Origin of the sequence: Pseudomonas sp. WS 5078 (assembly GCF_012985745.1) — a bacterium.
GTDB classification, from domain to species: Bacteria; Pseudomonadota; Gammaproteobacteria; order Pseudomonadales; family Pseudomonadaceae; genus Aquipseudomonas; species Aquipseudomonas lundensis_A.
Genome location: NZ_JAAQWX010000002.1, coordinates 449,079 through 464,412, shown reverse-complemented (window position 1 = coordinate 464,412; position 15,334 = coordinate 449,079). Strand labels below are relative to the sequence as shown.

Annotated in this window: 11 protein-coding genes and 1 riboswitch; of the genes, 7 read left to right on the top strand and 4 right to left on the bottom strand. The window is 61.8% G+C overall.

The window, feature by feature from the left end; all coding sequences use genetic code 11:
- Positions 1-25 precede the first annotated feature (25 nt).
- On the bottom strand, positions 26-799 hold the full coding sequence (locus HBN68_RS05320) for a glucose 1-dehydrogenase (protein WP_169963021.1): 774 nt from the start codon (positions 797-799) through the stop codon (positions 26-28).
- Positions 800-849: 50 nt separating this feature from the next.
- Positions 850-1,830, bottom strand: a complete 981-nt coding sequence (locus HBN68_RS05315) for a flavin reductase family protein (protein WP_169963019.1) — start codon at positions 1,828-1,830, stop codon at positions 850-852.
- Between the two features lie 180 nt (positions 1,831-2,010).
- Between HBN68_RS05315 and HBN68_RS05310 the strand changes: the two genes are divergently transcribed.
- The 6 genes from HBN68_RS05310 (at position 2,011) to HBN68_RS05285 (ending at position 11,934) form a co-directional block, all read left to right on the top strand.
- Positions 2,011-3,447 carry a coniferyl aldehyde dehydrogenase gene (locus HBN68_RS05310; RefSeq protein ID WP_169963017.1) on the top strand — a complete coding sequence of 479 codons (1,437 nt, stop codon included), beginning with the start codon at positions 2,011-2,013 and terminating at the stop codon, positions 3,445-3,447.
- A 69-nt stretch (positions 3,448-3,516) separates the two neighbouring features.
- Complete coding sequence (locus HBN68_RS05305; protein ID WP_262373452.1) at positions 3,517-5,070, top strand: amidase family protein; 1,554 nt, start codon at positions 3,517-3,519, stop codon at positions 5,068-5,070.
- Between the two features lie 44 nt (positions 5,071-5,114).
- Positions 5,115-5,314: riboswitch (cobalamin riboswitch) on the top strand.
- A gap of 92 nt (positions 5,315-5,406) precedes the next feature.
- Positions 5,407-6,474, top strand: coding sequence for a cobalamin biosynthesis protein CobW (gene cobW / locus HBN68_RS05300; protein ID WP_178088426.1), 1,068 nt, complete (start codon positions 5,407-5,409; stop codon positions 6,472-6,474).
- Positions 6,475-6,477: 3 nt separating this feature from the next.
- A complete protein-coding gene (gene cobN / locus HBN68_RS05295; protein ID WP_169963011.1) occupies positions 6,478-10,248 on the top strand; it encodes a cobaltochelatase subunit CobN in 3,771 nt (1,256 codons plus the stop codon).
- 13 nt (positions 10,249-10,261) lie between these two features.
- Positions 10,262-11,269 carry an AAA family ATPase gene (locus tag HBN68_RS05290; RefSeq protein WP_094993004.1) on the top strand — a complete coding sequence of 336 codons (1,008 nt, stop codon included), beginning with the start codon at positions 10,262-10,264 and terminating at the stop codon, positions 11,267-11,269.
- 110 nt (positions 11,270-11,379) lie between these two features.
- Positions 11,380-11,934: a VWA domain-containing protein gene (locus HBN68_RS05285; protein ID WP_346010200.1), complete on the top strand. Its 555-nt coding sequence runs from the start codon at positions 11,380-11,382 to the stop codon at positions 11,932-11,934.
- An 85-nt stretch (positions 11,935-12,019) separates the two neighbouring features.
- Here HBN68_RS05285 and HBN68_RS05280 read toward each other — a convergent pair whose 3' ends face one another.
- Positions 12,020-12,286: a hypothetical protein gene (locus tag HBN68_RS05280; protein WP_094992917.1), complete on the bottom strand. Its 267-nt coding sequence runs from the start codon at positions 12,284-12,286 to the stop codon at positions 12,020-12,022.
- 344 nt (positions 12,287-12,630) lie between these two features.
- On the opposite strand from HBN68_RS05280, the gene HBN68_RS05275 reads away from it, so the two are divergent.
- Positions 12,631-13,956 carry a sigma-54 dependent transcriptional regulator gene (locus tag HBN68_RS05275; protein ID WP_094992916.1) on the top strand — a complete coding sequence of 442 codons (1,326 nt, stop codon included), beginning with the start codon at positions 12,631-12,633 and terminating at the stop codon, positions 13,954-13,956.
- Positions 13,957-14,018: 62 nt separating this feature from the next.
- On the opposite strand, the gene HBN68_RS05270 is transcribed toward HBN68_RS05275, so the two are convergent.
- A complete protein-coding gene (locus HBN68_RS05270) occupies positions 14,019-15,311 on the bottom strand; it encodes a hypothetical protein (RefSeq protein ID WP_169963009.1) in 1,293 nt (430 codons plus the stop codon).
- Positions 15,312-15,334 lie beyond the last annotated feature (23 nt).

The following is a 15,334-nucleotide window of genomic DNA, read 5'->3' as shown; positions in this document are numbered from 1 at the left end:
GACGACGTTTGCGGTAGTGGCGGTATTAGCCCGGCCACACGCTCGATTCGGCGCCGCCGTCCACTTCAAGGATTTTACCGGTGACCCAGCGCGAGGCCGGGGAGGCGAGGTACAGCGCAGCGGCGGCAATATCTTCCGGCTCACCGAGGCTTTGCAGCGGGGTGGCCTTGATCATGCCTTCGCGCATGGGCACCGGCAGCACGCGGTTCAAGGCATCGGTGAGGATTGGCCCCGGTGCAATCCCGTTGACCCGCACGTGCGGCGCGAAATCCTGCGCCAACAGACGTGTCATGTGGCTCAGCGCAGCCTTGGCAGTGCCATAGGCGCTGAACTGGGTCTGCGCATATCGGGCAGCACCTGACGTTATGTTGATGATGTTGCCGCAGCCAGCCTCGCGCATGTGCGGCACACACAGCTGGGTCAAGTGGTAGGCCGACGAGACGTTGAAACGCATGATTTCTTCGAAGCGTTCAACGGTCAGGGTCAACGGATCATTTGGCCCGGCGCCCCCGGCATTATTGACCAGGTGGGTGATGCGTCCCATGTGCTCGCGTGCCTGGGTGATGAGGGCTGCACGCTGTTCGGCGTCATTCACGTCGCACTGCACAGCCAGGGCGCGTCGCCCCAGGCCGCGCACATCCTCGGCCACCGCTTCGACATCGCTCAGGGTGCGAGCAGCCAGCACCACGTCGGCGCCTGCTTCGGCATAGGCCAGCGCCATGGCACGGCCGATGCCGCGCCCGCCGCCGGTGATGACGGCCACGCTGCCAGTGAGGGTAAAGCGTTGAATGATGTTCATGAAAATCCCTTGTTTTTATTCTTGGAAGGCCTGCGCATCATGCACAAGACTCAGCGTGGCGCCCACAGGTCAGGGAGGCCGGGATCGCTGGCGGCAATCAGGCGCTTGAGTAGCACCTTGAGCGCCTGTGCATCGCCGGGGCCAAGCTTGGACGACAGGTCTTCTTCGACCGCCTTGGCCAGTGCCAATTGCTGCACCGAGGTCTCGCGGCCTGTGGCGGTCAGCACATAACGCGGTGCCTGATGACTGCCCTCGACGGCCACCAGATTTTGTTTCTCCAGAAAGCGCATGCTGGCGGCCGTCACGACATGGCCTGTATAGCTGACGAAGGTGTTGATTTCGGACAGGCTGAGGTTGTCACGGATGCACAGCACCGAGAGGATGAAAAACGCGTGTTCGTCCAGTTGCTGATTGCTCAACAAACGGTGCAAGGCGTCCAGCAATTGGTAGTGCGCACGCCCGAGCAAGTACCCGAGCAAGTCCTCGGTGTAGCTGCACTCGGGTGGCGGCGGGGTGGTGGCCAGGCGCAGTTCACTGCGGGGTTTGCGCGTGGCCAGGGCATATTGCCCGCTCTGGAACGCAAGCGGGGCGCGGTCGCTGTGATCGAAAGCGAGCACTTCCCCGACAAAAATCACGTGGTCGCCGCCTTCGTACTGGAACGCGGTGCGGCACTGAAAACGTGCCGTGCAGTCCTGTAACAGCGGGGCCTCACTGATGCCGTTGTCGAGCTGGATTTCTGCGAACTTGTTCTCGCCCTGCATGGCAAAACGACCTGACAGCGGCTCCTGCTCAGTGGAGAGCACGTGCACGTTCCAGTGTTTGCCGCTGGTAAAGACCGGCAGGCTGCGCGCGGTCTTGGCCAGGCTCCACAACACCAGAGGCGGGTTGAGTGAGACCGAGTTGAAGCTGTTGGCGGTGATGCCGATGGGCGAGCCGTCTTCCGCCTGTGTGGTGATGATCGTCACCCCGGTGGTGAACGTGCCCAGCGCCGTGCGGAACGCCTGCGGGTCGAAGCTGCTTTGCATTGCCATGACGAACCTCATGGATTGAATTTTCGTGCGTGCAGTATTCGCCGCCAGGCCACGCACTACATCGTCTCAACGGACTAACGTAGTCGGCCGATTATCGTCCGATCGGACGAGGCTTTTGGCACCGCGATTGGCTAGTTTCCACGTCACTAACCCGCCGGTTTTTTTTCACAGGACTTGCCCATGACCTCCATCTTCGCCACTCCCGAGCAACTGTCGCAGGTGTTAACGGCCCAAAAGGAGGCGTTTATCGCCCACGGTCACGTCAGCGCTGAACAGCGTCGGGAGCGTCTGCAACGAGTGATCGACCTGGTGGTGCGCTATCAGCAACCCTTGGTGGATGCCATGGACGCGGACTTTGACGGTAGGCCCCAAGGGTTTTCGCTGATGAACGACGTGATCGGTTCGCTGGCCTCACTCAAGTACGCCCGCGACCACCTTGAGCACTGGATGGAAGACGAACCCCGTGAGGTCTTTGCACCCTACGGCCAGTTGGGCGCCAAGGCGTGGGTGATGCACCAGCCCAAGGGCAGCGTCGGCATTATCGGCACCTGGAATGCGCCACTGTTTACGTTGCTCAGCCCGTTGGCGTGTGTGCTGGCGGCGGGTAATCGGGCCATTCTAAAACCCTCCGAGGTGGTGCCGCGCACCGCCGCGGTGGTGGCCCGAGCGTTTGCCGAGCTGTTCGACCCCCTTGAAGTGGCGGTGGTTAACGGTGATGCCGAGCTGGCGCAGGTCTTCACCTCGCAGCCGTTCGATCATTTGGTGTTCACCGGCAGCACGGCGGTAGCGCGTTCCGTGATGCGCAATGCGGCCCTTAACCTGGTGCCGTTGACGCTGGAATTGGGTGGCAAATCGCCCGTCATCATCTCGCACACAGCCGACCTGGCCAAAGCGGCGTTTAGCATTGCAGCTGCCAAGGGCAATAACGGCGGGCAGATCTGTATTAACCCGGATGTGGTGTACGTACCGCAGGGGTTGCTGGATGACTTTCTGGGCGCGCTGCGCACCGCTTATGGCGAATTGTTCCCGCGCATCGACGACAACCCGGACGTGGTGGCGGTGATTAACGCCCGGCACTTGCAGCGCGTCGAAGGCTACGTGCAGGACGCCCGTGACCGCGGCGCACGCGTCGAGAGCTTTCCGCAACCGTTGCCGGTGGATGAGCAGCAGCGGCGTCGGCCCTTGCAGGTGGTGGTGAACCCGCCTCGCGACAGCCAGATTTTGCACGAAGAAATCTTTGGTCCGGCGCTGGTGGTGCTGCCATACGCGCAGCTGGACGAGGCGCTGGCAGACATTCACAGTCGCGAGCGTCCCTTGGCGCTGTATTACTTTGGCCAGAGTGAAGAAGAGCAACGGTATGTGTTGCAACACACTTGGTCCGGTGGCGTGACGATCAATGACGTGATGATGCACGCCGCGCTGCACGATGCACCCTTCGGCGGCATTGGCGCGTCCGGCATGGGCCATTATCACGGCCGTGAAGGTTTCCTCGAATTCAGTCACATGCGCACGGTGTTCAAGGCGCCTGCCAACGACCCGCGTCGTGAGTGGGGGCTGTTGCCACCCTATGGCGAACACTTTTTACCGACGATGCAATCGATGGTCACGGCCGATTGATTACACCGCGTGCGGCCCCCAACACAACCACCCAGCTGGAGAATGACTGTGCCAAAGCCCCCTGTGTCCATGGATGAACTGCAACCCCCGGCTGGCTGGCCACGCCGCCATGTGCTCAAGGCCGGAGCCGTGGCAGTGGGTGCCGGGCTGTTGGGCCGTTTTGCCCAGGCGGCTGACAGCAATGCGCTGTCGCAAACCGATTACCTGAAGCTGGATGCCTGGGGCATGGCTGATGCCGTGCGCAAGGGCGAGGTCAGCCCGCAGGCGTTGCTGGCAGCGGCGATGGCGCGCTGTGATGCGGTCAACCCCAACGTCAACGCGGTCAACCTGCGTCACGATGAATACGCCACAACCTTGCTCAAGACCCGTCAGGGCAATGGTACGTCCACTTCCGGAAGCCTGGCTGGCGTGCCGATTCTGGTTAAAGACCTCAATACTTATCTGCAGGGTACGCCCACCACCAATGGCTGCCGCTTGTTCAAGGATGCCGACGCGGCACCTCATACCAGTACCTTGATTGCCCGTTATCAAGCGGCCGGCGCCGTACCGTTTGGCAAAACCACGTGCCCGGAATTCGGCCTGACCACGACCACCGAGTCGTTGTTGTGGGGGCAAACCCGCAATCCGTGGAACCTGGCCATGAGTGCGGGCGGCTCTTCCGGCGGGGCCGCGGCGGCGGTGGCGGCCGGGATTGTGCCCGTCGCCCATGCCACCGATGGCGGCGGTTCGATTCGGATTCCGGCCTCGTATTGCGGATTGGTGGGGCTCAAGCCTGGGCGTTATCGCACGCCCAGCGGGCCGGGCAAGTTCGAAGGCTGGTTTGGCGCCAGTGTCGGCAACGTGGTGTCGCGCAACGTGCGGGACATGGCGTTGTTTCTGGACGCAGGGCAGGGCCATGAAGCCGGTAGCCCGTATTGGACGAAACCCCTGGCCCGGCCTTACGTCGAGGAGTTGCAGGCCGCGCCGGGGCGCTTGCGAATCGGTGTGGTAACCGATTCGCTGACCGGTGCGCCACTTGACCCTGACGTCGCCCGGGTACTGGATGAAACCGTTCAGCGCTTGTCGGCTTTGGGGCACCACGTAGAGCCTGTGCGTTTGCACGTTGATCCACGGCAACTGTTTGGGGCTCATGGCGCAGTGATCGGTGACGCACTGTTGAGCCTGGTCCACGACCGCGAGCAGGCGCTGGGGCGCAGTGCGACACCTGAAGATCTAGAGCGCATTACGCACGTGGTGTTGGGCAACGCGCAAAAAGTGACCGGCGAAGCGTTGTACCGCGCCCGCCAGTCGTTCGAGTCTATAGGTGGCCACATGGAGGAGCAGTTCCGGCAGCGCGACGTGATCCTGTCGCCGGTCACTGCTAACGTCACACCGGAGCTGGGGTTGCTGAGCCTCGATCAGCCCTGGGACAGTTATGCCCACAACGCCATGGGCAGTGCCGGGTTTACCGTGCTGGCCAATGTCAGCGGGCAGCCAGCCATCTCGCTGCCGGTGGGCATGAGTGGCACTGGCATGCCAATTGGCATGATGCTGACCGCCCCGATGGGCGGGGAGGATGTGCTGCTGCGCCTGAGTGCGCAGCTGGAACAGGCGCACCCGTGGGCCAAATTGCCCACCCTTTGATGCACCGGCCCGCGTCTTGACATTGACCTGTTACAACGCACTGCGTAGCCTTGCGCGTTCGAGGTTCTTCGCGACGCGAAGCTAAGAAGGGAACGCGGTAAGCCGCGGCTGCCCCCGCAACTGTAAACGGTCAATTGCCTTGCAATGCCACTGCTCCTTGGAGCGGGAAGGCGCAAGGAAAGGCGCAGCCACCGGCTGCTGCCAGCCGTCAGCCAGGAGACCTGCCTCGTGAGCGTTTTTTACTTCAACCGGGCGGGGTGATCCGGTGGCGAATACGGCCGTGCAGTGCGTGCGGCCGTCGTCCCGTATGCCCGCCGCTTTGCCAAAGGGCATCCGATGAAAACACTGGCCAAAACACCCGTCACCATCGTCACCGGCTTCCTCGGCTCGGGCAAAACCACCTTGCTGCGTCACATGCTGGACAACGCGCAGGGTCGTCGCATTGCCGTTATCGTTAACGAGTTCGGCGAGTTGGGCATTGATGGCGAAATCCTCAAACAGTGCTCCATCGGGTGTACCGAAGAAGAAGCCAACGGCCGCGTGTATGAACTGGCCAACGGCTGCCTGTGCTGCACCGTTCAGGAAGAATTCTTCCCGGTGATGCGCGAGCTGGTGGCGCGTCGCGGCGACATCGACCACATCTTGATCGAAACCTCCGGCCTGGCGCTGCCAAAGCCGCTGGTCCAAGCGTTTCAATGGCCCGAAATCCGCAGCGCCTGCACAGTCGATGCGGTGATTACCGTGGTCGACAGCCCGGCCGTGGCAGCGGGTACCTTTGCTGCCTTCCCGGATCAGGTGGATGCCCAGCGCAAACTCGACCCGAACCTGGACCACGAGTCGCCGCTGCATGAGCTGTTTGCCGACCAATTGGCCAGCGCCGACTTGGTCATCCTCAACAAAGCCGACCTGATTAGCCCTGAAGACCTGGCCAAGGTGCGTCTGGAAGTCGCTGAAGAACTGCCGCCTGCAGTGAAAGTGATCGAAGCCAGCAGTGGCCGTTTGCCGCTCGACGTGCTGCTGGGGCTGGGTAACAGCTCGGAAGCGCACATCGACAGTCGCCACAGCCATCACGATCATCACCATGAAGGCGATGACCACGACGACCACGATCACGACGCATTCGACTCCATTTCCATTGAACTGCCCCAAGCCGAAGAGCGCGTGTTGCTGGATGCCCTGACGCAGTTGGTGATCCGGCACGGCATCCTGCGGGTCAAGGGTTTTGCCGTGATCCCGGGCAAGCCGATGCGCTTGTTGATTCAGGGAGTGGGCACCCGCTTTGACAAGCACTTCGACCGCGCCTGGGCGGCGGATGAGAACCGCGTCACCAAGCTGGTACTGATTGGCCAGGACCTGGACGCCGCGCTGCTGGAATCCTCCCTGCGCACAGCACTGAGCGCATAAGCCATGCATTTGCTCAGGACCCAGCCCGGTGGCTTTGTATCGGACGACAACATTGCTGACTTGGGGCAAACCCCCGCCGAGCTGGTAATCCTGTGCAGCGGCGACTCAAGCCTGGCATTGCTGGCCGAAGCGGCGCAGCAATTGCCTGAAGATTACCCGAGCCTGCGCTTGGCCAACCCGATGCAGGTTCAGAATCACGCCTCGGTCGACCTGTATGTCGATCAGGTGCTGCAACACGCCAAGGTCATCCTGCTGTCGTTGCATGGCGGGATTGGCTATTGGCGCTATGGCATCGAACAGTTGATGCAGTTGGCCGAGCGCGGCGTGACCTTGATCCTGGTGCCCGGCGACGACCGCCCGGACCCTGAGCTCAGCGCGCTGAGCACAGTGCCCGCCGAACAGGCTGAACGCCTTTGGCATTTTTTGCGTCAGGGCGGGCGGCATAACGCACTGCAACTCTACAACTGCCTCGCTAGCCAATGGCTGGGGCGCGCTTACCCGTGGGGCGAGCCGCAAGCCCTGCCGCGTACTGCGATTTATCACCCGGTGCACCCCAACCCGCAGCTCAGCGACTGGCAGGCAGATTGGCAGCCCGGCTTGCCCGTGGCCGCCTTGCTGTTTTATCGCTCGCATTTGCAAGCGGCCAACACCGGCTTTGTGGATGTGTTTTGCCAACGCCTGCAAGCAGCGGGGATCAATCCGTTACCCCTTGCCGTGGCCAGCCTCAAGGAACCGGGGTGCCTGGCGGTGGTGCAAGACCTGCTGGATGAGGTCGACGCCGCCGTCATTCTCAACACCACCGGTTTCGCTCAGTCCAGTCCGGAGGCTCCGCACCTGCGGCCGTTCCGGCGCGACATCCCGGTGATTCAGGCAATTTGCGCCCAGGACAACGAACCCGGCTGGCGTGCCAGTGAACAAGGGCTTGGCCCGCGCGACCTGGCCATGCACATCGCGCTGCCGGAGCTGGACGGGCGCATCATCAGCCGTCCCATCAGCTTTAAAGATCTGGCCTGGCGCAGTGAGCGCAGTCAGTCAGATGTGGTGTGTTATCGCGCTCAGCCCGAGCGCATGGACTTTGTCGCGCAACTGGCGCGACGCTGGGTTGAGTTGGCCCGCGTGCCCAACCCGCAGAAGCGCATCGCGTTGATCCTCGCCAATTACCCGACCCGTGACGGGCGTATCGGCAACGGGGTAGGGCTGGACACCCCGGCCGCGGCGTTGAATATCCTGCGGGCCTTGAAGCAACAGGGTTATCCACTCGAAGGCGAACTGCCCGAGTCCGGCACAGCGTTGATTCAAGCGCTGCTCGGCGGCGTCAGCAATGACCTGGAAAGCCTCGACCTGCGCCCCTGCCACCAAAGCCTGGGTCTGGACGAATACGCGGCGCAGTTCAGGGCGCTGCCGCCCGCTAATCAACAAGCCGTGCTGGCGCGCTGGGGACGACCGGAAAATGACCCGATGTTTCGCGGCGGCCGACTGATGATTGCAGGCCTGCGCTTAGGCCTGACCTTTGTTGGGATCCAGCCCGCCCGAGGCTATCAAGTGGATGCCAGCGCTGTTTATCACGACCCGGATCTGGTGCCGCCCCATGGCTATCTGGCGTTCTACTTCTGGCTGCGGCACACCTATGGCGCGCATGCTGTCGTGCACGTGGGCAAACACGGCAATCTGGAGTGGTTGCCGGGTAAAGGCGTGGGGTTGTCAGATGAATGCTGGCCAGACGCTTTGCTGGGCCCGTTGCCCAATATTTACCCGTTCATCGTGAATGACCCGGGCGAAGGCGCACAGGCCAAGCGTCGCACACAGGCGGTGATCATCGACCACCTCATGCCACCGCTGACCCGCGCCGAAACCTATGGTCCGTTGCGCGACCTCGAGCTGCTGGCGGACGAATATTACGAAGCGCAGTTGCTGGACCCGCGCAGGGCGCGAGAGTTACAGCGCGACATTCTCAAACTGGTGCGCGAAACCCATATCGACCGCGAACTGGAGCTGGACGAAAAGCTCGATAGCGACGCCGATGCGGCCATCTGGCTGCCGCGTCTGGACACGTACTTGTGTGACCTGAAAGAGTCGCAGATACGCGACGGGCTGCATATTTTTGGCGAGTCGCCCGAGGGCCGTTTACGCATTGATACGCTGCTGGCGCTGCTGCGCATACCCCGTGGCGACGGGCGCGGTGCGCAATCCAGTGTGTTACGGGCGCTGTCCAAGGCGTTCGGCCTGGGTTTCGATCCGCTCGATTGTGCGCTGGCCGAACCCTGGACCGCGCGACGCCCGGCGCCATTGTTGGCCGTCAGCGATGCCCTGTGGCGCACCGCTGGCGACACCCGCGAGCGCCTTGAGCTGTATGCCGCCGGGCTGATCGAACACGCGCTGGCAGGCACATTGGCACTGCCCTGCGACGATCAATGGGCCGAGGTGCGGAGCATTTTTGACGCCTTGCTGCAGGTGGTTGCACCCCGGCTCGACGCCTGCGGCCCCGCCGAGATGCAGGGCATGCTCGACGCGCTCCAGGGTCGCTTCGTGCCAGCCGGGCCCAGTGGGGCACCGAGTCGCGGGCGGCTGGATGTACTGCCCACAGGGCGCAATTTTTTCTCGGTGGACGTGCGCAACCTGCCGACCACCACCGCGTGGCGCATCGGTTTCCAATCCGCCAATTTGATCCTTGAGCGCCACTTGCAGGATCACGGTGATCATCTGCGACAACTGGGGTTGTCCGTCTGGGGCACGGCCACCATGCGCACCGGTGGCGACGATATCGCCCAAGCCATGGCGCTGATGGGCGTGCGCCCGGTGTGGGCCACTGGCAGTCAGCGCGTGGACGACTTTGAAATCCTGCCGGTGAGCCTGCTCGACCGGCCGCGGGTGGATGTCACGCTGAGGGTGTCGGGGTTCTTCCGCGATGCGTTTGCCAACCTTATTCGCCTCTTCGATGCGGCCGTGCAGGCTGTGGCAGCACTGGACGAGCCGGATGACGTGAACCCGCTGGCGGCCAAAGTGCGCCAGGAACGCGCGCAGTTGGAGCGCGAAGGGCTGGCCCCGGAACTGGCGGCGCGTCAGGCTGGCTGGCGGGTGTTTGGCGCCAAACCCGGCGCCTATGGCGCCGGTGTGCAGAACGCCATCGACGGGCGTTTGTGGCAGAGCCGTGACGATCTGGCCGAGGTCTATCTGAACTGGGGCGGCTATGCCTATGGCGGCGCCGATGAGGGCACCGCGGCCCGCGGCCCGTTCGCCCAGCGCCTCAGCCAGCTGCAAGCGGTGGTACAGAACCAGGATAATCGCGAGCACGATTTACTCGACTCCAACGACTATTACCAGTTCCAGGGGGGCATGCTCGCTGCCGTGGAGAGCCTGAGTGGCGGGCAAGTCGCCAGTTACCACGGCGATCACAGCCAACCGGATTTACCGAAGATTCGCACCCTCAAGGAAGAACTGAACCGGGTGGTCCGTTCCCGTGCGGCCAATCCGAAGTGGATTGAGGGCGTCAAACGGCATGGCTATAAAGGCGCGTTTGAAATGGCGGCGACCCTGGACAACCTGTTCGCGTTCGACGCCACCACGCACCTGATCGACGACCATCAATATGCGTTGCTGGCCGATGCCTATTTGCTTGACCCGGACACCCGGCAATTTGTGCAGCAACACAACCCTCATGCGCTGCGCGACATGACCGAGCGTCTGCTGGAGGCCCAGCAACGCGGTCTGTGGAGTGAACCGGGCGAGTACCGGGACGCGTTGGAAAACCTGCTGCTGGACATTGAAGAAGACTGATGTGGACATTGACATGACTGATACCCCGCACTTCCCGCTGTCTGCGGTCGTGGGCGCCGAGGACTTGAAACTGGCGCTGTGCCTGACGGCGATTGACCCGAAAATCGGCGGGGTGTTGATTGAAGGCCCGCGCGGGATGGCCAAGTCCACCCTGGCTCGCGGGCTGGCGGATGTGCTTGCCAGCGGTCAATTCGTCACCTTGCCGCTGGGCGCCACCGAAGAGCGACTGGTGGGCACGCTCGATCTGGATGCGGCACTGGGACAGGGCAAGGCGCAGTTTTCACCGGGCGTGCTGGCCAAAGCGGATGGCGGGGTGTTGTATGTCGATGAAGTGAACCTGCTGGCCGACCATTTGGTGGACGTGCTGCTGGACGTGGCCGCCAGCGGTATCAACGTCGTGGAGCGCGACGGGATTTCCCATCGTCACCCGTCACGTTTTGTGCTGATTGGCACCATGAACCCCGAGGAAGGCGAGCTACGGCCCCAATTGCTCGACCGCTTCGGTCTCAACGTCGCCATGAGCGGCCAGCCACTGCCCGTCGAACGCGGCGAAATCATTCGTCGGCGTCTGGACTTTGATGCCGATCCGCAGGGGTTCTGCGCGCACTGGCGAGCCAGCCAGGAGGCCTTGCGCGCGCGCTGTCAGCACGCACGTGCGCTGCTTGGCGCTATTGCGCTGGATGATGCCTCGCTGGCGACCATCACGCAACGCTGCTTTGCGGCGGGCGTTGACGGCCTGCGCGCTGATCTGGTCTGGCTGCGTGCCGCCCGTGCTCATGCCGCGTGGCGTGGCGCCAACCGTATTGAGACACAGGACATCGACGCCGTGGCCGAGTTTGCCCTGCGCCACCGTCGTCGCCAGCAATCGCCGCAAGGCCCCACGCCGGATCAACCGCCACCCCCCGAGCCTTCTCCAGGCACGGCGGCGGACGCGGGGCAGGGGTTGTGGGGCCAGTTGCCGGTTCAGCCACAGGCCACGGGTGTGCGCCGTGAAGTGCCGAGCTGGCCAAAAAAGCCTTAGGCATCCGCCCTCGTGCAACGGTGGGGGCGGATGCCAGACCCCGGCCGGGTACCCTGGACAGCGGTAAGCAAGGCGCCAGCCGTGCAGCGCCTTGTGGGGGGGTGGATTGGGTGCAGACGTTGTTGCAGGGGCGGCCGCGGCAACGCAACGACCTGGCCTTCAAAAACCGGCGCAGCACGGCACCACAGGTGTGGCTGGTGATCGTGGATGCTTCGGCTTCGACCCGGCGTCATCACGCACTGACGGACGCCAAAGGCGTGCTGGCCGAAGTGTTCGAGGATGCCTATCGGCAACGTGCACGGGTGGCCGTGATGACGGCCAGCGGTTTGGGTCCGCAGTGGCACGTCAGCGGCATCAAAGCAGCCAAAGGGTTGGAACACTGGCTGCAAGGATTGGGCGCGGGGGGCGGTACGCCGTTACTGGAAGCGGTGAGTCAAGCCAGTGAGTGGCTCAAAACCCGGCGCCGGCGTTTCCCGCTGGAGGAGCAACGCGTGTTGTTGCTCACTGATGGGCGGCTCAAGGCATGGCGCACGCAGCCAACACTAGAATGCCCGGGCCTGTTGATCGACATGGAACGCGGACCGATTCGCCTGGGCAGGGCCCGGCAAATCGCCAGCGATCTGCACATCGATTACCGGCACCTGGATGAACTTCAAACCCTGTAGCTAAAAAACGCGAGGCTGCGATCAGGTGACCTGTCTTGTCACCTTGTCGCAGCCTCGTTGCGCAACACACATATACGCGGGCTGATTAAGCCGGCATTACCCAAGGCTGCAACGCGTAGCCTTCTTCGCTCAGCTCGGCGCGGGCTTGTGCCAGCAGGCTTGCGAGCTGTGCGGCATCGGCGCAGGCACTGCGCGGGATCTGTTTGCGGCCAATGCGGGTGCTGGTGCGGTCAATCACGGTCAGGCTCAGTTCGCCATGGCCGTCCTGTGCAGCCCACGCCACGCACTGGAAAGGTTGAAATGCGTGGCCGGCAATCAAAAGTGCTTCGTTGAAACGGAGCGGGGCGTTCATAGGGGTCGTCTCTCAAATAGGCCCATCACGTGATTAACCGTCGGCTGGGCTTACCGTGCGGTTGGTTACTTGTACTGATGACCGATGCCCCCACGCAGGTCACACCCATTTGTGCTTTTTTTTAACGGTTTTTCATTTCACTGATCTGGATCAGCGTTTAGTTGCGTTCAAAGACACGGATTTACGTTGCGTGTCTGTGACTATGAGTGGGCAAAGTTCCGTTTGATATTAGGCTTATAAGAAAACAGTACAAGCGCGGGCAAAAGTAAGGCTAACGTTATGAGCAATCTCCTCAACTTACTGTTTTTACTAATCTTTTAATATTTTGGCGCCAAGGAACAGTCATGCTCGCATTGTCCGCATCCCGCCGTTTGTTAGTGGTTGATCCTTGTGATGATTGTCATCAGATAGTGCCCGGGCTGCGTAACATTGGCTGGGATGTGGACAGTTGCAACCTGGACGCTGTCATTGATCGCTCATGTGACGTCGGTCTTATCCGGTTACAACCTTTTCATCTGGAACGGCCCGAAGCGGTCAAAGACATGATTAGCCGCAGCGGGACAGAGTGGATTGCCGTGCTCAGCCCTGACACGTTGCAAATGAAGACCGTGGGTGATTTTGTCTGCGAGTGGTTTTTTGATTTTCATACCCTGCCTTTTGACGTGTCGCGGGTTCAGGTCACGTTGGGCCGTGCATTTGGCATGGCGCGCTTACGGGGCCGTAGTACGGACCCGATTGAAAGCGCCGGGCACGAGTTGCTGGGGGAAAGCCGCGCGATCCGGGACCTGCGCAAACTGTTGGGCAAACTGGCTCCCACTGAGTCGCCGGTCTTGATCCGGGGCGAGAGCGGCACGGGCAAAGAATTGGTCGCCCGAACCTTGCACCGCCAGTCCCAGCGCCACGCCCGGCCATTTGTGGCAATCAACTGCGGAGCGATCCCGGAACACCTGATCCAGTCGGAGCTGTTTGGCCATGAAAAGGGCGCGTTCACCGGCGCCCATCAACGCAAGGTCGGGCGTATCGAAGCGGCCCACGGCGGGACATTGTTTCTGGATGAAATTGGCGATCTGCCCCTTGAACTCCAGGCCAACTTGCTGCGCTTCTTGCAGGAAAAACACATTGAACGGGTGGGCGGTAGCCAGCCGATCCCGGTGGATGTGCGGGTGTTGGCGGCGACGCATGTGGACCTGGAAGCGGCGATCATCAACGGGCGTTTTCGCGAGGATTTGTATTACCGGCTCAACGTGTTGCAGGTCCTCACCGCACCCTTGCGTGAACGTCATGGTGACATGGCCATGCTGGCCAACCACTTTGCACGGTTTTACAGCCAGGAAACCGGGCGACGACCGCGTACCTTCAGCGAGCAAGCCCTAGTGGCCATGGGCAATCACGACTGGCCGGGCAATGTCCGAGAGCTGGCCAATCGGGTTCGCCGCGGCTTGGTGTTGGCTGAAGGTCGTCAGATAGAGCCGTGTGATCTTGGACTTGAGACCCGGCAGGCGCCCAGCCTGACCATGGGCACACTGGAAGACTATAAGGACCGTGCTGAACGTCAGGCGTTGTGTGATGTGCTGCAGCGCCACAGCAACAACCTCAGCCTGGCGGCCAAAGTACTGGGCGTGTCACGGCCAACGTTTTACCGTTTGTTGCACAAGCATCAAATCCGCTAGGGCGGGGTGAAAAGAACAGGCCCGCTGCGTTCACCCGCAGCGGGCCTTTTCCGTTGGCGACGTTAAAAGTAGTAAGGGAATTTCAGGCTGAACGTGAAATCGGGCGCATCTTCGGTCAGACCGATCGAGAGGTTGGGCACGATGGTCAGGTTGTCAGTGGCGGCAATGGTCATACCGACGTTGAAGTACCCGGCGTTGGCGTCGCTGGTGGTCAGGGTTTGCCAGTCTTGACCCTTGTATTTGATTTTGCTCTTGCTCTGGATCAGGTCAGACACCGAGAACGACATGCTCATCTTTTCGTTCAGCGCAAAGGCCACGCCCGCACCAATCTGGTAACTGTCGCCGAGTTTGACGCTGCCGGGCTGAGACTGACCGGCGGTGCTACCGATGTCACTGAACGAATCTTCCAGGTTGTAGGTGTAGGAAAGGGAGCCGAACAGCACCGCCGGGTCGAAGGTCTTGACCAGCGAAATGCCCGGTGTGATGGACCACACCCCATTACCCGTGGGCAAGCTTTCGGGGTAGATGATGTTGTTGTTCTGCCCGTCGGTGACCAGCTTGATACCGAACGGATCCTTGCCGGTCGGTGCCTTGACCCTGACCGAGAATACGGCATCAGGGGTGTTGGGCGATTCGTCGAGGAATTTGTACGCCACGCCGACGTTGACGTCGCCAAGGGTGGGATCACGGGTGACAGTTCTGTCGGACGCTGCCGACGCATCGCCGCCATTGGCGCCGCCGGACTGGTAGGTCGATTCCCGATACACCACAGGCACGTTGACATCGAACTGCCAGCGATTGTCGAGGTTGTAGCGTGCCGTCAGGTCCAGGGTCCAGTTATCGGCTTTGATACGGTCCAGGTTCAGGTTGCCCAGCAAGATGGAGTCCAGCGCCAGAAAGCCATTGAGCGTGAGTTGGCGGGTGTCATAGCGCGAATACGTGACCCCGGTTTCGACACTGAACTTGCCGCCGCCAAAGAAGCCGCTGGCTTCGTCGTACAGGTTGGTCACACTTTGCGCAGGGGCCGAGTCGTCCTTTAGCGACTCGCCGTAAGAGCTGCCACTGGCGCCGCCCGCGGCACCACCACTTGATTGGGCAACGGTTTGTCCGCGCTTGAGATCGGCCGGGGATTTCACCAACCTTTTCGGGGCCGGGACCGCCGGTTGCTCTTCGACTTGGCGCACTCGCTGCTCAAGCACTGCCAACGCTTTTTGCTGCTGATCGTAACGCTGGCGCAACTCCATTAATTCTTGTTTTAACGTTTCTACATCAACCTCCGAGGCCGCCTGTAACAGCGTGGAGGGAAGCAGTGCGCTCATACATACAACTGCGCGAAAGGTAAACGATCGATGCATGAAATAAGCCGTCCGGGGAGTCC

Bases quoted from the DNA above. Each gene is read 5' to 3' on its own strand.
- HBN68_RS05320 (WP_169963021.1), bottom strand. From the start codon at position 799: ATGAACATCATTCAACGCTTTACCCTCACTGGCAGCGTGGCCGTCATC.
- HBN68_RS05315 (WP_169963019.1), bottom strand. From the start codon at position 1,830: ATGGCAATGCAAAGCAGCTTCGACCCGCAGGCGTTCCGCACGGCGCTG.
- HBN68_RS05310 (WP_169963017.1), top strand. From the start codon at position 2,011: ATGACCTCCATCTTCGCCACTCCCGAGCAACTGTCGCAGGTGTTAACG.
- HBN68_RS05305 (WP_262373452.1), top strand. From the start codon at position 3,517: ATGGATGAACTGCAACCCCCGGCTGGCTGGCCACGCCGCCATGTGCTC.
- cobW (WP_178088426.1), top strand. From the start codon at position 5,407: ATGAAAACACTGGCCAAAACACCCGTCACCATCGTCACCGGCTTCCTC.
- cobN (WP_169963011.1), top strand. From the start codon at position 6,478: ATGCATTTGCTCAGGACCCAGCCCGGTGGCTTTGTATCGGACGACAAC.
- HBN68_RS05290 (WP_094993004.1), top strand. From the start codon at position 10,262: ATGACTGATACCCCGCACTTCCCGCTGTCTGCGGTCGTGGGCGCCGAG.
- HBN68_RS05280 (WP_094992917.1), bottom strand. From the start codon at position 12,286: ATGAACGCCCCGCTCCGTTTCAACGAAGCACTTTTGATTGCCGGCCAC.
- HBN68_RS05275 (WP_094992916.1), top strand. From the start codon at position 12,631: ATGCTCGCATTGTCCGCATCCCGCCGTTTGTTAGTGGTTGATCCTTGT.
- HBN68_RS05270 (WP_169963009.1), bottom strand. From the start codon at position 15,311: ATGCATCGATCGTTTACCTTTCGCGCAGTTGTATGTATGAGCGCACTG.